We start from the raw sequence: 22,127 nt of genomic DNA, 5'->3' as shown, positions 1-22,127 counted from the left end.
GTTACATAGCAAGAATCTGAAACCACTATGCAGGAATCTTCGGTCTTACATGCGTTCACGAATACCGGGCTGGACAGCCCCGGCCGCCGGTTTCCGGGGTTCCCAAAGGCCTCGGGCACGCGGACGCACAAGCTGGCCCCGCGAGAGACGGTTCGGCTGACAATGATGCCTGGGGATTTGCTGTCGCTGGAAGGCCTCGGCTCGGGTCAACCGCTGGAACTGGCAGTGTTCACCGAGGACGGGCAGGCCACTCACGAAGCTTTGGGATTGGCGGCGAACACACAGATCAATTGCGCTGATTTTGACAGCGCCGGTTTTACTGGCTGGATCGAGGCGCAGGGCGGGGGGCTACCCGTTTCCGGTCACCAACTGTGTCAGACCGCCGAGCCGTTGATCCTGCGAACGGATCAGAAGGTAACCGTCTGGGCCATCCGGCCCGTGGCGGCTTCGGCTTTGATCAAGGGCGCAAATACTGATTGTGTCACGGTCCGACATAAACCTACAGCTTCGAGAGGTCCGCATTTGCCCCCCCTGCTGGGAGACGCGCGGGATGAATTCACCGTGCCGCGGGGCAGCGCCATCGCCTATGAGCTTAAGGCGGGGGAATTCGTTCAGATCATTGATGTCGAGGGGCAGCAATGCTCCGATTTCATGGCGCTGCGGTCCGATGGTTTGGACCGGGGGGCCGAGTGGATGATCGACTCGACCGCCACCCGGTCGATGGTGCGACGCGCCTACCCCGGCCCCGGTTTGCTGGACAAGTTTTTCGACCGCGAGATGCGGCCCTTGCTGAACGTCGTACAGGATACCTGCGGGCGGCATGACACATTTGGTCTGGCCTGCACCGCGCGTGGTTATGAGGAGCGGGGCTTCCCCGGTCATCTGAATTGTTCTGACAACATGTCGAACGCACTGGCACCTTATGGCGTAGCGCGGCGCTCGGCGTGGCCTGCGATCAACTTCTTCTGGAACACATGGATCGACCCGGCAACGCATCACATTCTGACCGAGGAATCCTACTCGCGGCCCGGAGACTATGTGACCATGCGCGCGCTTGAGGATCTGGTCTGCGTCTCGACCGCCTGTCCCGATGATATCGATCCGATCAACGGTTGGAACCCGACCGATGTGCATGTGCGCATCTACCGCGCCAAAACACCTATCCGCCGCGCGGTTGCCTATCGTGAAAAGGAAGATGCCCCCATGTCGATCAGTCAGGAGTCCGCCTTTCACGACCGTCTTGCCCCGCTGACCCAGCATTTTGCCCCGGCGCGCGATCTGTGGGCTCCCGTCAGCTACCCTGCCCATGGTACTTTGGGTGAATACTGGGCCTGCCGTGAAGCTGTGACCGTGCAGGATATGAGCGGTCTGCGCAAGTTCGACATCGTCGGCCCGGATGCCGAGGCGCTGATGCAACTGGCCACTACGCGCAACGTGGCGAAACTGCCGGTCTGGCGCGGGTCTTATACCTTGATGTGCGACGAAAGTGGCTCGGTCATCGATGATGGCACCTTGTTCCGCCTTGCGCCAGAGATTTTCCGTTGGTGTTGCGGGGCCGAAGAAAGTGGGCGGACGTTGCAGGAACTGGCCGACGCGCGCGGCCTGCAAGTGCGTGTCCACGCGTTGCGTGGCGCGATGCCGAACCTGGCCATCCAAGGGCCTAAATCGCGCGAGTTGTTGCGCAAAATTGCCTTTACGCAACCGCACGTGCCATCGCTGGACCATCTGAAATGGTTTGGTGTCACGGTCGCGCGGCTGAACGACCGCGAGGGCGCGCCTTTCATGTTGTCCCGCTCGGGTTATACCGGGGAATTGGGGTACGAGATTTTCTGCTCCAAATCCGACGCTGTTGCGATCTGGGACGCGGTGATAGCCGCCGGTGAAGAATTCGGGATCACCCCGATGGGCTTGGCCGCGCTGGACATCATCCGGATTGAGGCCGGTTTGGCCGCGGCCAACGCTGAGTTCGCGCCGGGCGTGGATGCGTTTGAGGCCGGGTTGGGCTTTGCCGTTGACCTGAATAAATCCGATTTCACCGGAAAGGCCGCGCTGGAACGCAATGCGCGCGAGCCGCGCCGGGTACTCAAAGGGCTGTTGATAGGCTGCGATGATCTGCCCCGACATGGTGCCCCGATTTTTGCGGGTGAGCGGCAGGTGGGTGTGGTCACCTCGGCCACTCGCTCACCGATGCTGGAACACGCGATTGCAATGGCAAGGCTGTCGGTCGAACACGCGGATAACGGAACCCAACTGGAGATCGGCCAGCTCGACGGGCGGATGAAACGCCTGAAAGCCTCCGTCTCTGACATTCCATTCATAGACCCGCAACGCAAGCGGGCGCGCGCCTGATGCGCATGTAACTCAACGCTATGGGAGAAGACCTATGAAGAAACTCACATTGACCGCAACTCTGGCCCTGACTTTGGGCGCAACAACGGCGATGGCACAAGAAAAGGTCATGGTGGGTGAGCCCAGCTGGCCCGGCGCCAAGATCATGAGCCGGGTGATTGGTCAGGTCATCGAAACCCGTCTTGGCGGTGAGGTCGGTTATGCCCCCGGCGCCAATGCGGTGATCTTTGCGGCCATGGATGGCGGGCGCGGGGATATTGACGTGCACCCGGATGTCTGGCTGCCGAACCAGTCCTCGTTCACGGATGAATATGTCGATCAGAAAGGTACCGTGGCACTGTCCTCTGGCAGTTATGAGGGCCGTGCCGGGATTTGCGTGCCGAACTACATGGTAGATGATCACAACATCAAATCCATCTACGATCTGGCCACGCCAATGGCGCAGGAACTGTTCGATTCGGATGGTGACGGCCTGGGAGAAGTGTGGGTTGGTGCATCCGGCTGGGCCTCAACCAACACGTTCAAGGTACGGGTGCGCGACTACGGGATAGAGACCTTTCTGACGCCGACTACCGAAGATGAAACCGTGTTCTATTCGCGGCTGAAGGATCAGATCGACCAGCAGAAAGGCGCGGCCTTCTACTGCTATGCGCCGCATTACGTCCATGCGTTATATGACGTGACTATTCTGGAAGAGCCCGAGCATGACGCGGCTACCTACAAAATGGTGCAGCCGGATCAGGACGCGGACTGGTACAACAAATCGCATGTCAGCACTGGCGAGCCGGTCAAAACCGTGACAGTTGCGCATTCGAAATCGCTGGAGCAGCGCAACCCGGCGGCGGCTTCGTTCTTAGCCAATATCGACATGGATGCGGGTGAGCTGAGCGGTTTGACCTACGAGGTTGTGGTCAAGGGCCGTGACACCGATGAGGTCGTGGCCGAATGGATCGCCGCCAATGGCGACACGATCGACGGCTGGCTGGGCCTGACCACCAACTAAAGCCAATTTGCCCCCGGGTCTCCGGGGGCACCACTCAACACAATCAACAGCGGTGGGGCCGATATGACAGCGGAAATCGCAATCGATGCAAAAGGCGTTTGGAAAGTATTCGGCGCACGGTCGCAAGAGGCTTTGAACGCCATCCACAGTGAAGGACTGAGCAAGGCCGAGGTGCTGGATCGCTTCAACTGCGTTGTTGGAGTGGCCGATGCAAGTTTCGAGATCGAACGGGGTGAGCTGTTCTGTGTCATGGGCCTGTCAGGTTCGGGCAAATCGACCCTTGTACGCCATGTGAACCGTCTGCTGGAGCCGACCGATGGTCATATCTATCTGGACGGTGATGATGTGATGGGCCTGAATGATGAGGGCCTGCGCGACCTGCGTAACCGCCGTGTCGCAATGGTGTTCCAAAACTTCGGCCTGATGCCCCACCGTACTGTGCGTGACAACGTTGCGATGCCGCTGGAAATACGTGGCACAGGCAAAGCCCGTCGTTGGGAAGAAGCCGACCGGGTGTTGGAACTGGTCGAGCTAAATGGCTGGGAGGATAAATACGCCCATGAGCTGTCGGGCGGGATGCAGCAGCGCGTGGGTCTGGCCCGGGCCATCGCTGCCGACCCGGAGATTTTGCTGATGGATGAGCCGTTCTCGGCGCTCGACCCACTGATCCGCAAGCAGTTGCAGGATCAGTTCATGGATCTGAGCCACAAGCTGAACAAGACCACAATGTTCATCACCCATGACCTCGACGAAGCGATCCGCATCGGCCATCGCATTGCGATCATGAAGGACGGGCGCATCGTGCAGATCGGCACACCGGAAGAGATCATCCTCAATCCCGCTGACGATTATGTGGCGGATTTCGTGGCGGGGATCTCCAAGCTCAACATGATCTTCGCTCATGCAGTGATGAAACCGGTCGACGAGTTCGAAGCGCATCACGGCGAAGTGCCCGACGACGCGAAAGAGGCCCATCCGGATATGGATCTGTCAGATCTGATGAACCTATGTGTGGACGGCCACGGAGTCGTGGCGGTGACGCAGGACGGCAAGACCGTGGGTGTGATCAACCGTGCGGGCCTGATCCGTGCGATTCAAGACAGCCAGGCATAAGGGGACCGCTATGAAACATGTTGATATGCAACAGATCCAACCGGAAACCGCCGACCGCCTAAATGGCCTGATCGGAGATTTCGTGGGGCAGGGGCAATCCTACTACCAGAAAACTTTTGCCTATATGATGCAGGCGCCAGGCTATCGCTTCACTCTGAACAAGGCGGCAGCGCTCCTGGGGCCAATCTGGTTCGGGGCCAGGGGGCTCTGGTCATGGTTTCTGGGGTTCTTGCTGCTGGAAACGTTGGCCTACATCCAGATCGGACTTGGCCTGTTTGGCGATCTGGGACGTGAGTTCCGCGAACGGGCAGAGCAGATTGAGCAGACACTTGAGTTGCGGCGTCAACAGATCGCGGCGGCAGAACAATCCGGGGCCGCGTCGCTGGAGTCCCTGAAACGTGCGGCAGAGTCGCTGGAGAGTGCCCTGGCCGGAGCGCAGGATGCCGCCAAAAGCGCGGACTCAACCGGCCTGACCTATCTCGCAATCGGGATCATCCTGCTGCTAGCAGTCAAGTTTCTAGCGGCGTCGCTGGCCAACTGGACGCTTGAGGGCCAGTTCGCACGCTGGCGCTCGGACCCGAGCGTTGCGCATGGATGGTCGTTGCCCCGACTGATCGTTGCCTCGGCCTTGACCGGAGTGGTCGTGATCCTGTCGATGATCAAGTTTGCGCAACCTGATGCCCTGGCAGTGCTGAAGACCTTTCCGACCAACCGCGACTGGCGTCTAAACGTAGGCGACGGTGTGCAGGCAGTGTTCGAATGGACCAAAACTGCCGGTCGTGGCTTTTTCGACGGGCTGACCTATGGAATGCGCACCCTTCTGGATTGGATCGAGGTGGTTCTTGTCGATACCCCCTGGCCAGTCGTGGCGCTGGTGATCATCATGCTGGCCTACCTGTCCGCCGGAGCGCGCGTAGCGATCTTCACCGGGGCGGCGTTGGCCTATCTGGGTTTGCTGGATTTCTGGGAAAAGGCGATGACCACGATTGCGCTGCTGGGGGCGGCGGCGCTGATCTCGATTACATTAGGCATTCCGCTGGGAATCTATTGTGCCCGCCGTCCGCGTGCCTTTGCCATCGTGCGGCCCATTCTGGATTTCATGCAGTCGATGCCGTCCTTCGTCTATCTGATCCCGGTGGTGGCATTCATCGGGTCGGGCAAACCGGCGGGCGTGGTTGCCACCATGATTTTCGGCAGCCCTCCGGTAATCCGTTTCACCGTTCTGGGCCTGCAACAGGTGCCCGAAACCGTGCGTGAGGCTGCGATGGCATTCGGCGCTACACCACGATACCTGTTGTGGCGCGTGGATCTGCCGCTGGCGCACAAGACCATCATGGCGGGTGTGAACCAGACCATTCTGATGTCGCTGGCCATGGTCGTCGTTGCCTCGCTGATCGGAGCCAAGGGGCTGGGCGAAGATGTTTTGGAGGCGCTGCAATACGCGGCGGCGGGGCAGGGCATTCTGGCTGGTCTGGCGATCCTGTTCTGTGCGCTTATTCTTGATCGGATCGTGGCCGGTAAGAAATAGCGCTTAACGCGGAAGCGGCATCAACAGCGGGATTTCAGCACGACCACGGCCTCGTCAAAGGTCTGCACATTCTATTCTGCGCGGGCGGACAGGTGCGCCCCTTCCAGCAGCGCTAGCTTCCGAGGTCGGATGTGCGACGCCTGAGATCGACTTGTCTGTAGTTCCGAGTGCAAAGACCGCCTCGATCCGCCCCGCCATCATGGCACGGAAACTTTTGGTCTTTTCGATGACCTCGTCCGACAGACTTTCGCGACTGCTGATCAGCGACACACACAGGCACAGGGTTTTGCTGTCGTTCAGGCATCTCGGTATAGCCGGATCAGCGCTCGCAAGCGTTCGGCCCCGGTGTCGTGGGTGGCTTCGGTTTCCCGGCATTCTGCCTCAGGCTTCGCATGGTATCTGTTTATCAGCGCGGCGGTCAGCGTGGCCTTGGTGGGAAAATGATAAGTAGAGCGACGCTTTGCGGATGCTGATGGCCTCGGCTAGATCAGCATAGCTGAACCCGTCAAACCCGCACGCGCGGGCGGCGCGTTCCGCAACGTCCAGCAAAGCGGTTTTGGTGTCGGTGACCATGCGGCTTCATGCCTTTTCCGTTTCGATGCGAGCCTTTTAGTCTGTCAGACTGCAGCCCGGTTTTGTATTTCCCGAGCAAGTGAATGCAATCACCTGGATCTGCAGTGCGCGGGCATAGCGTAGGTACCCGGTTTTCATCCAGACCTTCGCCCCATCTGGGCCTGCTATGGCCGACAGGGCTTGGCCTAGGGGAAGAGGTAACAAGCCGTTCTTTTTTAGTTGGTCGCCTTCGGTGGTGATTGACCCGTCGATAACCAGCAATTCAATTCCACCAGGTGCGTTGGAAGTCAGGGCCGCGCCCGCGCCCAGGTGGCTTTAGGTGACCTCGTCGCGTGTGTCCTTGTGAAGGATCGTAGCGGCTACGCCATTCACTGCGGCGGCCAACTCATCCTCCATTTTTTTGTGAAACTAGGTGCGGTCGTCCATGTCGAACTGCCAGAGTTTTACGAAGATGGTGCAGTCGGGTTTCGAGCCCGGCGTATGCTGGCTGGTCGGCGGGTTGCATACATAGGTCCCGGCAGGGAAATTCCGTGTTCGTCCTGAAATACGCCGTCCAGCACGATGAACTCCTCACCTCCCGTATGAGTGTGGGCCGAGAACTGACTGCCTGGCGCGAAGCGCACAATAGTGGTAGCGCGGGCGACCTCGCCCCCGATCCTGTCCAACATGCGCCGATCCACGCCCGTCATGGGCGAGGCCTGCCACTCAAGCTGATCAGAGTGAACAACGACGCGGGAAGAGAAGTCCGAGTTGAGTTCCATGGAAACGATCCTTTCAGCTGAGAAGTACAGGGGTTAAAACGCCTGGACAGAAACACTGATTGCGTCATCTATCAATTGATAGGTAGGTGATTTGGCAACCATAGCAAATGTATTGATTTAAGTGCCTCACTGGGATTTGAGATAAGCGAGCTTCAAGCTCCTCGCATCTCTGCCGCCAGAAAGTCGATCAACGCCCGTATCCTGGCGGTTAGATGGCGATTTTGCGGATAGGCGGCATAAAGGCCAAGCGAAACCGCTTCTTGCGCTTCGAAAATAAGTTGCAGTTTTCCCGCGTTCAGGAACGGCTGTGCAGTGTACAGGGGAATGCGTCCGATCCCCAGCCCATCGGCAGCCATATGGGCCACGGCGCGCGGCGAGTTTGCGCGGAAATTGCCGGACACCGGAACCGAATACTCCCCGTCCGAACCCTTGAAGGTCCAGTGGTCGATGTTGCTGCCGGTGGTTTGCAACAGGCAATTGTGCGAAGCCAGTGCCGCGGGGTCTTTCGGGGTTCCGTAATCTGCCAGATAGCCCGGCGACACACAGCATACGATCCGCATATTCATGAGTTTACGGGCTACAAGGTTCGAGTCTTTCAGGACGCCAAACCGAATAGCCAGATCATAGCCTTCCTCGACCATCGGGACATGGTGATCCGACAGGTGCAGTTCGATCGAGACCTTTGCATGTTCGGTCTGAAAGGGTTTCAACATATGGATCAGTTCCGCCGACCCGAACCCGGTTGGTGCGGTGATCCGGATACGGCCAGCCAGTTCGGATTGGCGTTGCTGGACAAGGCCTTCCAGTTCATCGAACTGCTCCAACAGCGGCAAGCAGCGTTCGTAATAGGCGCGTCCAGTATCGGTCAGGGTGACGTTGCGGGTGGTGCGGTTGAACAGCTGGGCGTTCAGGCGGTCCTCGAGTTGGCCGACATACTTGCTGGCCAGCTTGGTGCTAATGCCAATCTGCCGCGCGCCTTCGGTGAAGGACGAATGCGCTGCCACGGCCGCAAAGGCCCTCATGCCCTGGATTGTATCCATTATCTACGCCGTGTTCATAGTAATTCATCAGATAGGTATATTATCGCCTTGATAAAATCAATTTATGTCTGGTGCCAGATGCTGATCCTCAGCCGAACCCCTTCAGTCAGAGAAAGAGTTACCAGATGTCCAATACCATCCGAATTCACAGTTTCCCGTTATCCGGCCATGCCCACCGCGCGGTTCTGTTCGCCAGCCTTGCCGGTATCAAGCACGACGTCATCGATGTTGATCTGGTCGGAGGTGAACACAAGGGCGATGCGTTTTTGGCGTTGAACCCCGCAGGGCAGGTGCCGGTACTGGAAGACGGTGACGTGGTTGTCAGCGACAGCAATGCCATCTTGGTCTATCTGGCCCGGAAATATGCACCATCTTATCTGCCAACAGATCCGGTGCTTGAAGCCGAGGTGCAGAAATTCCTGACGCTCGCCGCAGGCGAGATCGCCTTCGGCCCTGCTGCCGCGCGGCTTATCACCGTGTTCAACGCGCCGCTGGACGTGGATTTCACACATGCCACTGCCGCCAAGGTTTTGGGAAAGCTGGACGCGCATCTGGAAGGGCGGGATTGGTTGGTCGGCGACGCGCCTACCATCGCGGATGTCGCGATCTACAGCTACACCGCGCACGCGCCCGAGGGCGGCGTGTCGCTGGAACCCTATGCAAATGTTCGTCGCCTGCTGACAAATGTCGAGGCTCTCGACGGCTTTGTGCCGATGCCTCGCACGGCGGCTGGTCTGAACGCCGCCTGACCCCAAGCTTGCCCGGTCGCGCCTCGGCGCAACCGGCCCCTGTTCCCGACACGTGAGGTTCGCCATGAGTGTTTCTGCCACCGTTGATAAATCGCCCTTTCACGCAGGTGAGCGAGCCATGCAGTCGCGCGTGGGGAAACGGGAAAAGATGGAGCAAGTGGGTCGGGACTTTATCCGCCCCTATATGCCCGATCAGCATCGGGAGTTCTTTGGCCAGCTTCCATTCATCGTCTTGGGCAGCGTCACTTCCGATGGTTGGCCTTGGGCGTCCATGGTATCGGGCAGACCGGGGTTCGTCAGCACGCCGCAAGACCGGCAGCTTGATGTCAGGGTCCGGCTTTTGGATGACGACCCGTTGGGCGCTGCGTTGCAAACCGGCGCGCCTATCGGGGTGGTGGGGTTGGAGCTGTCCACGCGGCGCCGCAACCGCATGAATGCCACCGTGCGTCTTGTTGATGAGGGCGGCTTTTCGCTGGATGTGGTGCAGTCTTTTGGGAATTGCCCGCAGTATATTCAAACCCTTGATGTGACGTTCGTCCGAGAACCCGAGGTCGATATTGCCCGCCCCGCCAGCGATCGGTTTTCAGCGTTGGATGCGCAGGCTCGGCAAATGATCTCTACCGCCAATTCGTTCTACGTGGCAAGTTCCGCCGATACGCCCGAACACTCAGGCGTGGACGTGTCGCACAGGGGCGGGCGCCCCGGTTTCGTCAAGGTCGAGGGCAACAGCCTGCTGGTGCCCGACTTTGCCGGTAACAACTTCTTTAACACGCTGGGCAATTTCCTTGTAAACCCACGGGCAGGTCTGCTGTTTCCTGATTATCGGACCGGCGATCTGCTGATGCTGACTGGAACGGTTGAGGTTCTGGGTGAAGACCATCCCGAAATTGCGACCTTCAACGGTGCAAGCCGAGGCTGGTGGTTTCATCTGGACCAGGGGCGACGCATCCATGATGCGTTGCCGTTCCGGGCCGAGTTTTTGGAGTTTTCACCCAACAGCCTGATGGCCGATGACTGGAAGTCTGCCGAAGCCCGGCGAAAAGCTGAAATGCAGCGTCACCAGTGGCGATCTCTGCAAGTCTCCTCGGTGCGCGATGAAAGCGAGGCGATCCGGTCCTTTAAACTTGTGCCTACGGACAGTTTGCCCCTGTTGCCCTTTGAGGCGGGGCAGTTCTTGACGCTCCGCGTGCGGCCTGACGGCAAGACGCCAGCGACCCGCACCTACACAGTGTCCTCTGCTCCGGGCGATTCCAGCTACAGGATTTCGGTCAAACGCGAGCCCGGCGGCACCGTGTCGAACCATTTGCACGACACTCTTTCGATCGGAGACCTTGTAGAGGTTCAGGCCCCCAAGGGTCAGTTCTATCTGAACGCGGCCGAGCCCCGCCCCGCGGTTCTGTTTGCCGGAGGGGTCGGTATCACGCCGATAATGTCGATGATGCGCCACGTCCTGAACGAAGGTGTGCGCACCCGACACACCCGCAGGCTAACCGTATTCCACGCAGCGCAGACCGTGGCGCAGCGGGCCTTTCATACGGATTTGCGCCGGGCCGAGGCGACAAGCGATGGCAAGATCCGCTATGTGTCGGTCATCTCGCGGCCCGAAAAGGGCAAGCAGGCAGGGGTGGATTTTGATACCGCAGGCTACATCACACCCGCGCTGATCCGCGACACGCTGCCCTTGGACGACTACGATTTCTTTCTCTGCGGTCCGCCGTCCTTCATGCAAGCCGTCTACGACATGCTTCGCGAACTGGGTGCAAGGGACGATCGGATATTCGCCGAAAGCTTTGGCCCTGCGGCGTTGAAACGGCGTCCTGGTGATGGTGCCATACCCAAACCACAGCCCGAGGCGGCCCAGGTTATCTTCAAGGCCAGCGGGAACAAGGTGAATTGGGTGAAAGACGGGCCGACGCTGTTGGAAACTGCTGAGGCTGAGGGGTTGGCGCCATCTTTCTCTTGTCGCTCGGGGTCTTGCGGCAGCTGCCTGACGCGCAAAATCGCCGGTAAAATCGCCTATCGCACTGAGCCGACGGCGGATCATTCCGAAGACGAGGTGCTGATCTGTTGCGCCGTACCCGCTGAAGGAACAAACGAGGTGATTTTGGATCTTTAGCCCGAGCTTACAGAAAGGGTTCGGGACATTGACCCGGACGCAGGTTAGAAAGATGGGATTGCACCTGTGATCAAGTGAGGATTTCCGATGACCGACTCAAAGCTCAGAACCACCTCGGGCAATGGCCGTATTTATGACAGCGTGCTCGACACGATCGGCAACACGCCCACGATCCGCATCAATAATCTGGGGCCCGAAGGCGTCAATCTGTTCGTGAAGTTCGAGGCCTTCAACCCCGCCGGTTCGGTCAAGGATCGCCTTGCGGTCAATATCATCGAGGCCGCCGAGCGCAGCGGGGCCCTGAAGCCCGGTCAAACCGTGGTCGAGGCGACCAGTGGCAATACCGGCATCGGTCTGGCTATGGTCTGTGCGCAAAAGGGTTACCCTCTGGTCGTCACAATGGCCGAGAGCTTTTCCACCGAACGCCGTCAATTGATGCGGATGCTGGGGGCCAAGGTCGTGCTGACACCCAAGGAAGAAAAAGGCTTTGGCATGTATCGCAAGGCCGCCGAACTGGCCGAAAAACACGGCTGGTTCCTGGCGCGCCAGTTCGAAACACCGGCCAATGCCGAGATTCACGCCGCCACGACCGCGCGGGAAATATTGGGCGATTTCAACGGGGAGCCGCTGGATTTCTTCGTGACCGGCTATGGGACCGGCGGCACGATCACCGGTGTCTCGCGTGTTCTGCGTGCCGAGTGGCCCGATACGAAGATCATCCTGACCGAGCCTGCCAACGCGCAGCTGGTGGGCAGTGGTATTGCGACCGAGCGGGGCAAGGACAACGATCCCGTTGCCAGCCACCCGGCGTTTGAACCGCATGTGATTCAGGGCTGGACGCCGGATTTCATCCCCTCGGTCCTTCAGGAATCCATCGACAACAGATACTTCGATCAGCTGATCCCGGTGCCCGGCCCGGCGGGTGTTGAATGGGCCCAGAAACTGGCCAGCCAAGAGGGGATTCTGACCGGTATTTCCGGCGGTGCGACATTTGCCGTGGCCATGGAAATCGCCGAACAGGCCAAACCCGGCGCTTCTGTCCTGTGTATGCTGCCTGACACGGGTGAGCGGTACCTGAGCACACCTTTGTTCGGCGACATTTCGGTGGGCATGACCGATGAGGAAGCCGAAATCGCGCAATCAACACCGGGTTATCACATCGGCTGACGTCAAGTCGTGTAGGTCCGCCCGGTCGCGTTTCTTGCCTAAAGCCCCTCGTAACTGCAAAGATATTGGCAGGTTACGGGGGATGATGTCCGAAGTCGGGCAGGGGAGGGACGCAGATGCACAAAGTTCGACTGCTGTTGCAGACGACGCTGCTGATGTGCCTGCTTTGCGCTTACCCGTTTGCGGCTCGGGCGCAGAACCAGACATGGGCCGAGGTGAAATCGATCATGGATCGCCGCTGTGTCGTTTGCCACAGTTGTTATGACGCGCCATGTCAGTTGAAACTGACGTCACCGGCGGGGATGTTGCGCGGGGCCAGCAAAGAGGCCGTATATCACACCAAGCGTTTGGAGGATGCCCAACCCACCCGACTGGGGATCGACGCACAGACCGTTCCGGAATGGCGGGGTCTGGGGTTTCATACCGTCCTTCGCGGGCAGAAACCAGGTTTGCTTGAGCGGTATCTGGAGTTGGCTCGCCAGAACCCTCTGCCGGCTGACGCCCCCCTTCCTGCGCAACTTGGTTTGGCAATCGACCGCCCTCTGGTCTGCCCCACCTCGGATGAGTTTGACGCGTTCAGCAAGGCCCATCCGCTTGCGGGTATGCCCTATGGAACAGCACCACTAGCAGAGGCCGAGTTTCAGTCGCTCATGGGCTGGGCACGTGGCGGTGTGGCCTCGCCATCCAACCCGCCCGCCATTCCCGACGCGATCCAGGCTCAGATCGCTGGTTGGGAGGTGTTCCTGAACACAAGCGACCCCCGCAACCAGTTGATGAGCCGGTATCTGTACGAGCATCTGTTTCTCGCCCGGCTCCATTTCCAAGGCGATGATCCGCGGCGGTTCTTCCAACTGGTACGCTCGACCACGCCGCCGGGCGATGAGATCGACGTAATAGCAACGCGGAGACCGTTCGATGATCCGGGCGCGGCGCCGTTTTACTATCGGTTGCAGCAGGTCACGGAAACGATCGTACACAAGGAACATCTGGTCTATACGCTTGGGCCGGAGCGCATGGCGCGTTATCAACAGCTGTTTCTCGACACCGATTGGACGTTGGCCGAACTGCCCCCGTTTGGGGACGCGGAAGGCGGCAGCCCGTTCAGCACTTTCACAGAGATGCCAGCGCGCAGCCGTTATCAGTTCTTGCTGGATGACGCGCTGTTCTTTGTCCGCAGCTTCATTCGCGGCCCCGTCTGCCATGGCGAAACTGCCGTTGACGTGATCGAGGACCGGTTCTGGGTCAGCTTTCTTGATCCGGATGCGGATTTATCGGTCACCGACCCGAGCTATCTGCAGGATGGTGCCGCCTATCTGGAACTGCCCGTGTCCGAGGTCGATACCGGAGTGCTGGGTATGTTGCAGGAGTTCTCGCACAATAATCAGGTCGCGTACCTTGAGTTCCGGGATGCGCGATACCGGGCTGCGCCGGTGTATCAGACCGGGTTCGACTATGGTTCGATCTGGGATGGCGATGGAACCAATCCCAACGCGCTGATCACGGTGTTTCGGCATTTCGACAATGCCTCGGCCATGACCGGGTTTCACGGCGGTATCCCCGAAACCGCTTGGGTCATCGACTTTCCGATTTTTGAGCGCATCTACTATGACCTCGTGGCGGGCTATGACGTGTTCGGTCGGGTCGAACATCAACTGGCCACGCGGCTTTACATGGACGAGTTGCGGATGGAGAGCGAGGATACCTTTCTTGCCTTTATGCCACGGGACGTCCGGCCGCAGATGCACGAGAGTTGGTACCAAGGCGTTCTGGCCGAATTGCACACCTATTGGCACCGCCGCCGGGTCGATGACAGTTTCCCTACCGGTATTTCCTTTCAAACGGATCAGCCGAAACAGGAATTCCTTCTGACTTTGTTGGAGCACGGCAACGGGCTGTGGCCGGTCACGGACCCGATCAACAGATGCGCGACAGAAAAGTGCCAACCGGGGCAGCCAGTCGACGCACTGCGCGATCTGGCCAATCAAACCGGCGATTGGGTGAAATATCTGCCGGACCTGACGGTTCTGGTGGTCGAGCAAAGCGACGGGGAGACCGCATTATTCACCCTCGTGCATGACAAGGCGCATTACAACGTGGCCTTTCTGTTCGATGAAAAAGCGCGTCGGAACCCCGAGGCGGATGCCCTGACAATTCTTCCGGACCTGATCGGCAGCTATCCGAATTTCTATTTCCACGTCCGACAGGATCAGTTGGAGCCTCTTGTCGGGGCGCTGAAAGGTATTCAGTCGCAAAGCGACTACATGGCCGTGGTGGCGCAATTTGGTGTGCGTCGGACCAGCCCAGAATTCTGGCCATTGAGCGACCGGATTCACGATCTGTTTCAAAAGCAGAAACCGATTCACGCGGGCATTTTCGATCTGAACCGATACAAGGATCCGAAGCCGGGGGATGACCCCACTTAGGTGCGGCGCACTCGTTGGTCTGACACATAGCATTGATCGACCGCGAGGGGCGTTTACTTGCCCGAAATCCCCATGACGCTTAAGTTAAGTCTATGTGGTCTTTTGCAGATATCCGTCCAGCCTATAGCCGCGCCGAGCGTGTGAGCGACGGGGTTGTGCACGTGTTGGGTGTCGCTTCGGCCCTTGTTGCAGTGCCCCTGCTGATCACGGTCACCACTTTTCACCGGTCGGAACCCGAGGCCATTCTGGGGGTCTCGGTCTATGGCGTCACGCTGTTGCTGATGCTGACATTTTCCGCGCTCTACAACATGATTGAAAGCGACAAATGGTCCGATCTGCTGCGCCGTCTGGATCACTCTGGCATCTATGTGAAAATTGCTGGCACCTACACGCCGTTCCTTCTGTTGTCGGGCGGGCAGGGGCCGGGGCTATTGATTGGGTTGTGGTCTTCAGCAACGCTGGGCTCGGTACTGAAGCTGATTGACCCGGTCCGTTTTCGCTGGTTCGGGCTTGTCCTTTATCTGATGATGGGCTGGGCTGTAGCCTGGGCCGGACCTGACATGTTGGGCGAACTGCCATCGGTTGTTGTCTGGCTGATGATTGCAGGTGGTGTGGTCTATACCGTCGGCGTTGCCTTTTATCTGCTGGACCAACTTCCTTTTCACAACACTATTTGGCACGTGTTTGTTCTGACCGGCACGGTTTTGTTTTTCATCGCAATCTCGGTCCGAGTTCTTCTGGGGTCACATCCGGTTGCCTGATTGGATTTCACGATGACAACCCTTCTGTCACAGATGCTATGGTGAGAACAGGTGGGTGTGCGCAGAAACTCAAACCGTATTGCGATTGAGGCATATCACGGGTCATTCTGCCCCTGCAGCGGGTGTTTTCCACTGTATCAAGCTGCAGGTTTTTCTCCTACACGCAGTTATTAAATTGAAAAATTGGGGGGTTACTCGCCTTGATAATAATCAATTAAAAGGGTCAGGAAAAATAACTGATGAAAAGAGTCGGATAGAATGAGAACTCTCGATGCTCAAACTCACTTCAGGCTTGTTGCTGCGGACATGATCAGCGGTGCTGCTATGAACGATCAGGCCTATGGCCCGTTTCCGGTCACTGTAAAAGGCTATGAAGGCGACAAGATCAATTCCGTTTCGTATTCCGGTCAGGTCGCGCGCCACGTGCTGCATGGCAGCCTAAAAAAAGCGGCAGCCAAAGGCGATGGCGGCAACAATGCGGCCGAAGTCGAGGCACTGATGTTGGCCTATTTCAACGGGTCTGAGGTAGATCTGGAAATTTCAGCGCGGTTGCGCATTCGACGACACTCTCACCCAAGCAGAACTATGCCGGTATTGTCGAAGCCAACTGGGAGAAAACACTGGCCGAGGCCGCCTTCAAATATGCCGGTTCGGTCTACAAGGGCATCGACAAGATCAAATCTGGCGAGAACACCGACAAGGCGCTGCGCAACTTTTCCAAGCATTGGGGTGAGCTGAAGGGCTTCTCAATGGCACTGCATTCGGGCAAGAACAACCTTGGTGCCACCGCGATTGACCTGAACTAGTTGATCGGTTTCGGCCCGGCTATGCCCGAGGGCAAGACGGTTTCGGGCATTGATGCCGACGGTAACTTTGTTCGCGGCCGCGAGATGTATCTGGATGACTATCAGGTCAACATGTTGAAAGTTCAGCAGCTTCTGATCGAAATATCCGGCATCGAAAACCGCACCAATGATGCAACCGCTAATCTGGCCGGTCAGGGCGGGACAAGAGCGCGACCCCTTAGCCTCAACACCCTGCAACAGCCTTTGTCGTCGGGCGGTTCCGCGCCGACCAGGCAGTTAGCAGTTGAATTTTTCAGGTTTATCGATATTAGACAAAGTAGGCATGGAGTTTTGGAAGAATTATCGATAAAATGAAAAACACCCCTCCCACATGGACCCGCGAGGCGGCGCAGGCCGTATATGATCTTCCTCTGATGGACCTGCTCTTTCGCGCGCAGACCGCGCATCGCGAGAATTTCGACCCCAACAAAATTCAAACCTCCAAGCTGCTGTCGATCAAGACGGGTGGCTGTGCCGAGGATTGTTCCTATTGTTCGCAATCGGCCCGGAACGGATCGAAGCTGTCGGCTTCGAAGCTGATCGAGGTTCAGCGCGTCCTGACCGAGGCCCGCAAGGCGAAAGATGGCGGCGCGACCCGGTTCTGTATGGGTGCGGCCTGGCGCGAGCCGAAAGACCGCGACATGGACGCGCTGGTGGCCATGGTCGAAGGGGTCCGCGAAATGGGCATGGAGACCTGCATGACGCTGGGCATGCTGGACGACAATCAGGTGTTTCGCCTGCGCGACGCAGGGCTGGACTATTACAACCACAACATCGACACGTCTGAGCGCTATTACCCCGAGGTCATCACCACCCGCACTTTTGCAGACCGCATCGACACGATGAACCGCGTCCAGGAAGCGGGGATCAAAGTGTGCTCAGGTGGTATCCTGGGAATGGGTGAAGAGATCGGCGACCGCGTCGATATGCTGGTCACCCTGGCCAATATGGGACCAGCGCCCGAATCCGTGCCGATCAACATGCTGATGCCACAGGAAGACACGCCGCTGGCCGATGCCATGCCGATCGACCCGATCGATTTTGTGCGTGTGATCGCAACCGCCCGAATCATGATGCCGAAATCCTATGTGCGCCTGTCCGCTGGCCGCAGCGACATGACCGAAGAGTTGCAGGCGATGTGCTTCTTCGCCGGTGCGAACTCGATTTTTGTTGGGGAAACGCTGCTGACCGCCGAGAACCCCGAAGAAGACACCGACGCAATCCTCTTTGCCAAGTTGGGGCTGCAGGCCGAAACCGTTGCCGGGCAAAGCTGTGCGGAAGCGGCTGAATGAAAGCATTGAGTCGCCTGAACTCGATGCTTGAAACGCTGGACGCCCGGCATCGACGCCGGTCGCTGGCCCCGAGGCGTGGGCTGGACTTCGCCTCGAACGACTATCTGGGTCTGGCGGACTCGCCGCTGCTGCACCGCGCTGCGCAAAAGGCGCTTGAGGGAGGTGTTCCGCTTGGATCAGGCGGATCGCGGTTGTTGCGCGGCAATCATCCTGAACATGAGGCGCTGGAGGAAGAGGCCGCAGCTTTTTTTGGTGCTGAGGCCGCCTTGTTCATGGGCGGTGGGTTTCAGGCCAATCAGGCGATATTCTCGACCTTGCCCGCGGCGGGGGATCTGATCCTGTATGACGATCTGGTCCATGCCAGCGCCCATGAAGGGCTTCGGACGGGTCGGGCCGAAACCCGGTCCTTTGCCCATAACAACGTGGTGGATGCCCGCCGCGTGCTGGCGGATTGGCAGGTCAGCGGCGGATCGGGGCAGGTCTGGATCGCTGTGGAAAGCGTCTACTCGATGGAGGGCGACATCGCGCCCTTGACCGCACTGTCCGACCTGGCCGCCGAACACGGGGCCATTCTGGTCGTGGATGAGGCCCATGCCACTGGCGTTTTTGGTCCGAACGGAAAAGGTCTGGCACATGGTCTGACGGCCGATGTTTTGACCTTGCACACATGTGGCAAAGGTCTGGGTGTTGCGGGCGGTCTGATCTGTGGGCCGCGGGTGATGATCGACGCGCTGATCAACCGTGCGCGGCCGTTCATCTTTGCAACCGCACCGTCGCCTTTCAACGCGGCCCTCGTGCGGGCGGTGCTGGGTCATCTGCAAGCCGATACCCGCCTGACCAACGCGGCAACCGCCCGGATGCACCACGCTCATGCCGAAGCGCGCCGGACGGGCGTGCCGCAGGACGTGCTTAACAGCCAGATCATTCCCGTCATTCTGGGCGATGAGGCTCGGACAATGCAGATGGCCGCAACCCTGCAGGCGCAGGGCTTTGACGTCCGGGGTATTCGCCCGCCGACAGTGCCGCGCGGCACCTCGCGGCTTCGAGTCTCGGTCACCGGCAATGTGACCAATGCCGATATCAGCGCCCTGTTCGAAGCGCTTGCCCAGCACCAAAGCGAGGCCGCATGAGCACCGTAATTGTTGTCGGCACAGATACCGGAATTGGCAAAACCGTCTTTGCGGCAGGTCTGACCGCCACCCTTGGTGCACGGTATTGGAAGCCGGTGCAATCGGGACTGGAGGATGCAACGGATTCGGAAACCGTCAAGGCTGTGACTGGGGCCGAGGTGTTGTCCGAGGCCTATCGCCTGAACATGCCCGCTTCGCCGCATTTGTCGGCTGAGGACATGGGGATCGAGATCGACCCGGACCGTCTGGCCTTGCCGCAGGTGTCCGGCCCTCTGGTGGTTGAAGGCGCGGGTGGGCTGATGGTTCCGCTGAACCGTCAGGTCTTTTTTCTCGACGTGATCGCGCAATGGCAGGCCCCGGTCATACTGGTGGCGCGCACTGCTCTGGGCACGATCAACCATACGATTCTGTCTCTGATGGCGCTGCGCAACGCTGGTTGCGATGTGATCGGCGTGGCATTTGTCGGCAACGCCGAGCCGGATGTCGAACAAACTATCGCCCAGATGGGCAATACCCGCCATCTGGGCCGATTGCCTTTTATCAACACCTTGTCCCGCGACACGCTGACTGACGCTTTCACCGCCATCGACGTCGACACAATCCGGAGCGCCCTGTGACCCCGCTTGAGTTTGACGCCCGCCACCTGTGGCACCCCTACACAAACGTGCTGAAGCCCGGCCCGATGCACTTGATCACCGGGGCCGAGGGTGTTTGGCTGACCGCTGAGGACGGGACGCAGATGATTGACGCGATGTCCTCGTGGTGGTGCGCGGTGCACGGGCACCGTCACCCGGCCATCATCGGGGCGATGCAGGCACAACTGGATCAGATGCCGCATGTGATGTTCGGTGGGTTGACTCATTCCCCTGCGATTGAGTTGGGGCGCAGGCTGATCGAACTTTTGCCCGACGGGCTAGACCGTATCTTCTACAGTGATAGCGGCTCGGTGGCCATCGAAGTGGCGCTGAAAATGGCGGTGCAATACCAGATGGCGCAGGACCGCAAGGGCCGCACGCAATTCGCGACCATTCGCGGCGGCTATCACGGCGACACCTGGAAAGCGATGAGTGTCTGCGACCCGGTCAACGGGATGCACGGGTTGTTCGCGGGGGCTTTGTCCGTCCAGCATTTCCTGCCCCGCCCGCAGATCGCCTTTGGTCAGGACTGGTCCGAGGATGGCGACCTGAACGGGTTGAACGCACTGGAAGACTTGCTGGAAACCAAGGCCGACCAAATCGCCGGGCTGATCCTTGAGCCTGTCGTTCAGGGCGCGGGCGGGATGTATTTCTATCACCCGACATGGCTGCAGCGGGCGCATGAGCTATGCAAGGCGTATGACGTGCTGGTCATCTTCGATGAGATCGCCACTGGCTTTGGCCGCACCGGAGAGCTGTTTGCACTGCACCACGCCGGTGTCGTGCCGGATATCCTGTGTCTGGGCAAGGCGCTGACCGGCGGGCATATCACGCTGGCCGCGACCGCCACGACTGAGACTGTCGCGCGCCGGATCGGGGAAAGTGAGGCCGGTGTCATGATGCATGGCCCAACCTACATGGCCAACCCGCTGGCTTGCGCGGCGGCTGTCGCAAGTCTGGAGCAACTATCCATCCGGGATTGGCGGTCTGAAGTTGCCGGTATCGCCGACCAGATGGAACACGAACTGGCCCCTGCGCGCGGGTTGCCCGGGGTCTCGGATGTGCGTGTCTTGGGTGCCATTGGCGTCATCGAAATGGAGGGCTGGGTTGATCCGTCCGTCGCACACGGGCTGGCACCAGGAACCGGCGTCTGGCTGCGCCCCTTCGCGCGTAACATCTATTGTATGCCGCCCTTTATCATCTCTCCGGACGAGTTGAGCCGTGTGACATCGGCCATGGTGTCTCTGGCGAAGGGCGCGTCATGAAACAGCAATGGTTGTCCCGCTCAGGTACCCAAGAGGTGCTGTTGATCTTCGGGGGCTGGGCCCTCGGGTCCGGGCTCTTTCAGAACCTTTCAACCGATGCGGATGTCCTGTTCGTAGACGACTATGCCCAGTTGGACAGCCCGCTAAACGAGCTTGCGCAATATGATCGGGTTACCCTGATCGCCTTTTCTTTTGGTGTGGCGTCGGCGGTGCATTGGCTGACGCAGGCAGGACTTCAACCCGATCGATCGGTTGCGGTCAGTGGCACTCTGTCCCCAGCCGATACCGAGCACGGCATCGCGCCGGATATGATCCGTGCCACGGCGGATCAGTTGAACACCGCCAGTTTCGCCAAGTTCTGCCGCCGCGCAGGGCTCAAGTCTCCGGCGCCCGAGATCGATATCGTCACAGCGCAAGCCGAGCTTTATGCGGTAATCAAACGCGGCAATGCTCCGGACCACAGATTTGACCGGATCTGGATACCACAGCGGGATCGGATCATCTCCACCGGTGCGCAACACGCTGCATGGGCCGGGCAGCAGGATGTGGTTCGAACCGTTTCCGCGCCGCACGTCCCTTTTGCCGCTGGCCAAAGCTGGAAGGAGTGGATCGCATGAACGCCCAGTTGACCGAGCGTGTCCAGCGTTGTTTCAGCCGCAGTTTCCTGACCTACCATGACTCGGCGGGTCAGCAGGCTAAGATCGCGGATCGACTGGCGCAGGATTTGCGCGACGGTGGCGCACCGCAGTACTTCCCCTCGGCGTTGGAGTTTGGTTGCGGCACCGGTCACCTGACACAGCGGCTTTGCGAGCATTTCGCGTTCGATACGCTCACGGTCAACGACCTCTCGCCCGAGGCCAATGAGACGGCAGCCACCTTTGCGGCCGAGTTTTTGTGTGGGGATGCCGAAACCGTCGCATGGCCCGCACAGCCGCATCTGATCGCGTCGGCCTCTATGATCCAGTGGCTTCCAAATCCCGCCCTGTTCCTGCGCCGCGCAGCGACGGCGCTGGCCCCCGGTGGTTGGCTGGCCATTTCGGGGTTTGGCCCGCAGCAATACCGCGAGTTGGTACAGGTCGGGTCGGCGGCGAAAGCGCCGGGTCTGTGCACACCGGGCACTCTGATCGCTGCTGTTGAGGGCATTCTGGATGTTGTCTCTGCAGGGGAAGTGGAACGGCAGATGCAGTTTTCTTCGCCGCGAAAAGTGTTGGAACACCTGCGCCGAACCGGTGTAAACGGGCGGGCGCAGAAAACCTGGACCAAGTCCAGCCTGATGGCGTTCACCAATGACTATGTCCGGCAGTTCGGGGGTGAGTTCGGCGTTTCGCTGACCTACCACCCAACCTGGATCATTGCGCGCAAGCCCGGCTGAGCCAG

General features: G+C 59.2%; 19 protein-coding genes and 1 pseudogene. 17 read left to right on the top strand and 3 right to left on the bottom strand.

Going from position 1 to position 22,127, the window contains the following annotated elements:
* Positions 1–27: 27 nt before the first annotated feature.
* The 4 genes from ACR1XY_RS07445 (at position 28) to ACR1XY_RS07430 (ending at position 5,993) form a co-directional block, all read left to right on the top strand.
* On the top strand, positions 28–2,349 hold the full coding sequence (locus ACR1XY_RS07445) for a DUF1989 domain-containing protein (protein WP_480591577.1): 2,322 nt from the start codon (positions 28–30) through the stop codon (positions 2,347–2,349).
* A 34-nt stretch (positions 2,350–2,383) separates the two neighbouring features.
* Positions 2,384–3,352: an ABC transporter substrate-binding protein gene (locus ACR1XY_RS07440; protein WP_480591574.1), complete on the top strand. Its 969-nt coding sequence runs from the start codon at positions 2,384–2,386 to the stop codon at positions 3,350–3,352.
* Between the two features lie 63 nt (positions 3,353–3,415).
* Positions 3,416–4,465, top strand: coding sequence for a quaternary amine ABC transporter ATP-binding protein (locus tag ACR1XY_RS07435; RefSeq protein ID WP_480591571.1), 1,050 nt, complete (start codon positions 3,416–3,418; stop codon positions 4,463–4,465).
* 10 nt (positions 4,466–4,475) lie between these two features.
* A complete protein-coding gene (locus ACR1XY_RS07430; RefSeq protein ID WP_480591567.1) occupies positions 4,476–5,993 on the top strand; it encodes an ABC transporter permease in 1,518 nt (505 codons plus the stop codon).
* 381 nt (positions 5,994–6,374) lie between these two features.
* Here the strand turns inward: ACR1XY_RS07430 and ACR1XY_RS07425 are convergent, their stop codons facing one another.
* The 3 genes and pseudogenes from ACR1XY_RS07425 to ACR1XY_RS07415 form a co-directional block, all read right to left on the bottom strand.
* The gene (locus ACR1XY_RS07425; protein WP_480591562.1) at positions 6,375–6,566 is read right to left on the bottom strand and encodes a hypothetical protein; all 192 of its coding nucleotides are present in this window, start codon (positions 6,564–6,566) and stop codon (positions 6,375–6,377) included.
* A 36-nt stretch (positions 6,567–6,602) separates the two neighbouring features.
* Positions 6,603–7,327, bottom strand: a pseudogene (locus ACR1XY_RS07420) (cupin domain-containing protein).
* A gap of 152 nt (positions 7,328–7,479) precedes the next feature.
* Positions 7,480–8,367, bottom strand: coding sequence for a LysR family transcriptional regulator (locus tag ACR1XY_RS07415; RefSeq protein WP_480591559.1), 888 nt, complete (start codon positions 8,365–8,367; stop codon positions 7,480–7,482).
* A 125-nt stretch (positions 8,368–8,492) separates the two neighbouring features.
* On the opposite strand from ACR1XY_RS07415, the gene ACR1XY_RS07410 reads away from it, so the two are divergent.
* The 13 genes from ACR1XY_RS07410 to ACR1XY_RS07350 all read left to right on the top strand — a co-directional run bounded on the left by ACR1XY_RS07410 (position 8,493) and on the right by ACR1XY_RS07350 (position 22,122).
* Positions 8,493–9,116 carry a glutathione S-transferase family protein gene (locus ACR1XY_RS07410; RefSeq protein ID WP_480591556.1) on the top strand — a complete coding sequence of 208 codons (624 nt, stop codon included), beginning with the start codon at positions 8,493–8,495 and terminating at the stop codon, positions 9,114–9,116.
* Between the two features lie 64 nt (positions 9,117–9,180).
* A complete protein-coding gene (locus ACR1XY_RS07405; protein WP_480591552.1) occupies positions 9,181–11,232 on the top strand; it encodes an FAD-binding oxidoreductase in 2,052 nt (683 codons plus the stop codon).
* Between the two features lie 87 nt (positions 11,233–11,319).
* Complete coding sequence (gene cysK, locus ACR1XY_RS07400; RefSeq protein WP_480591549.1) at positions 11,320–12,399, top strand: cysteine synthase A; 1,080 nt, start codon at positions 11,320–11,322, stop codon at positions 12,397–12,399.
* Positions 12,400–12,515: 116 nt separating this feature from the next.
* Entirely contained in the window at positions 12,516–14,822 is a 2,307-nt protein-coding gene (locus ACR1XY_RS07395) for a fatty acid cis/trans isomerase (RefSeq protein WP_480591546.1), read from the top strand.
* Positions 14,823–14,914: 92 nt separating this feature from the next.
* Complete coding sequence (trhA, locus tag ACR1XY_RS07390) at positions 14,915–15,583, top strand: PAQR family membrane homeostasis protein TrhA (protein ID WP_480591544.1); 669 nt, start codon at positions 14,915–14,917, stop codon at positions 15,581–15,583.
* Positions 15,584–15,907: 324 nt separating this feature from the next.
* On the top strand, positions 15,908–16,321 hold the full coding sequence (locus ACR1XY_RS07385; protein ID WP_480591541.1) for a hypothetical protein: 414 nt from the start codon (positions 15,908–15,910) through the stop codon (positions 16,319–16,321).
* A 68-nt stretch (positions 16,322–16,389) separates the two neighbouring features.
* Positions 16,390–16,743 carry a hypothetical protein gene (locus tag ACR1XY_RS07380; protein ID WP_480591536.1) on the top strand — a complete coding sequence of 118 codons (354 nt, stop codon included), beginning with the start codon at positions 16,390–16,392 and terminating at the stop codon, positions 16,741–16,743.
* The gene (bioB, locus tag ACR1XY_RS07375; protein ID WP_480591533.1) at positions 16,740–17,720 is read left to right on the top strand and encodes a biotin synthase BioB; all 981 of its coding nucleotides are present in this window, start codon (positions 16,740–16,742) and stop codon (positions 17,718–17,720) included. Before ACR1XY_RS07380 ends, bioB begins: the two co-directional genes overlap by 4 nt.
* Complete coding sequence (locus tag ACR1XY_RS07370) at positions 17,717–18,850, top strand: 8-amino-7-oxononanoate synthase (RefSeq protein ID WP_480591527.1); 1,134 nt, start codon at positions 17,717–17,719, stop codon at positions 18,848–18,850. Before bioB ends, ACR1XY_RS07370 begins: the two co-directional genes overlap by 4 nt.
* Complete coding sequence (gene bioD / locus ACR1XY_RS07365) at positions 18,847–19,467, top strand: dethiobiotin synthase (protein ID WP_480591525.1); 621 nt, start codon at positions 18,847–18,849, stop codon at positions 19,465–19,467. The genes ACR1XY_RS07370 and bioD overlap by 4 nt, the downstream gene beginning before the upstream one ends.
* Positions 19,464–20,750 carry an adenosylmethionine--8-amino-7-oxononanoate transaminase gene (gene bioA, locus ACR1XY_RS07360; protein ID WP_480591522.1) on the top strand — a complete coding sequence of 429 codons (1,287 nt, stop codon included), beginning with the start codon at positions 19,464–19,466 and terminating at the stop codon, positions 20,748–20,750. Before bioD ends, bioA begins: the two co-directional genes overlap by 4 nt.
* Positions 20,747–21,367 carry a pimeloyl-ACP methyl esterase BioG family protein gene (locus ACR1XY_RS07355; protein ID WP_480591519.1) on the top strand — a complete coding sequence of 207 codons (621 nt, stop codon included), beginning with the start codon at positions 20,747–20,749 and terminating at the stop codon, positions 21,365–21,367. The genes bioA and ACR1XY_RS07355 overlap by 4 nt, the downstream gene beginning before the upstream one ends.
* Positions 21,364–22,122 carry a methyltransferase domain-containing protein gene (locus ACR1XY_RS07350; protein WP_480591516.1) on the top strand — a complete coding sequence of 253 codons (759 nt, stop codon included), beginning with the start codon at positions 21,364–21,366 and terminating at the stop codon, positions 22,120–22,122. The genes ACR1XY_RS07355 and ACR1XY_RS07350 overlap by 4 nt, the downstream gene beginning before the upstream one ends.
* The last annotated feature ends 5 nt before the right edge of the window (positions 22,123–22,127 follow it).

The sequence above is a fragment of the Ruegeria sp. AD11(2025) genome (assembly GCF_056542405.1).
This window is presented reverse-complemented; position numbering and strand designations above follow the sequence as displayed.

What these genes read in the sequence shown, in the direction of transcription:
- ACR1XY_RS07445 (WP_480591577.1), top strand. Translation starts at nt 28, where the DNA reads ATGCAGGAATCTTCGGTCTTACATGCGTTCACGAATACCGGGCTGGAC.
- ACR1XY_RS07440 (WP_480591574.1), top strand. Translation starts at nt 2,384, where the DNA reads ATGAAGAAACTCACATTGACCGCAACTCTGGCCCTGACTTTGGGCGCA.
- ACR1XY_RS07435 (WP_480591571.1), top strand. Translation starts at nt 3,416, where the DNA reads ATGACAGCGGAAATCGCAATCGATGCAAAAGGCGTTTGGAAAGTATTC.
- ACR1XY_RS07430 (WP_480591567.1), top strand. Translation starts at nt 4,476, where the DNA reads ATGAAACATGTTGATATGCAACAGATCCAACCGGAAACCGCCGACCGC.
- ACR1XY_RS07425 (WP_480591562.1), bottom strand. Translation starts at nt 6,566, where the DNA reads ATGGTCACCGACACCAAAACCGCTTTGCTGGACGTTGCGGAACGCGCC.
- ACR1XY_RS07415 (WP_480591559.1), bottom strand. Translation starts at nt 8,367, where the DNA reads ATGGATACAATCCAGGGCATGAGGGCCTTTGCGGCCGTGGCAGCGCAT.
- ACR1XY_RS07410 (WP_480591556.1), top strand. Translation starts at nt 8,493, where the DNA reads ATGTCCAATACCATCCGAATTCACAGTTTCCCGTTATCCGGCCATGCC.
- ACR1XY_RS07405 (WP_480591552.1), top strand. Translation starts at nt 9,181, where the DNA reads ATGAGTGTTTCTGCCACCGTTGATAAATCGCCCTTTCACGCAGGTGAG.
- cysK (WP_480591549.1), top strand. Translation starts at nt 11,320, where the DNA reads ATGACCGACTCAAAGCTCAGAACCACCTCGGGCAATGGCCGTATTTAT.
- ACR1XY_RS07395 (WP_480591546.1), top strand. Translation starts at nt 12,516, where the DNA reads ATGCACAAAGTTCGACTGCTGTTGCAGACGACGCTGCTGATGTGCCTG.
- trhA (WP_480591544.1), top strand. Translation starts at nt 14,915, where the DNA reads ATGTGGTCTTTTGCAGATATCCGTCCAGCCTATAGCCGCGCCGAGCGT.
- ACR1XY_RS07385 (WP_480591541.1), top strand. Translation starts at nt 15,908, where the DNA reads ATGAACGATCAGGCCTATGGCCCGTTTCCGGTCACTGTAAAAGGCTAT.
- bioB (WP_480591533.1), top strand. Translation starts at nt 16,740, where the DNA reads ATGAAAAACACCCCTCCCACATGGACCCGCGAGGCGGCGCAGGCCGTA.
- ACR1XY_RS07370 (WP_480591527.1), top strand. Translation starts at nt 17,717, where the DNA reads ATGAAAGCATTGAGTCGCCTGAACTCGATGCTTGAAACGCTGGACGCC.
- bioD (WP_480591525.1), top strand. Translation starts at nt 18,847, where the DNA reads ATGAGCACCGTAATTGTTGTCGGCACAGATACCGGAATTGGCAAAACC.
- ACR1XY_RS07355 (WP_480591519.1), top strand. Translation starts at nt 20,747, where the DNA reads ATGAAACAGCAATGGTTGTCCCGCTCAGGTACCCAAGAGGTGCTGTTG.
- ACR1XY_RS07350 (WP_480591516.1), top strand. Translation starts at nt 21,364, where the DNA reads ATGAACGCCCAGTTGACCGAGCGTGTCCAGCGTTGTTTCAGCCGCAGT.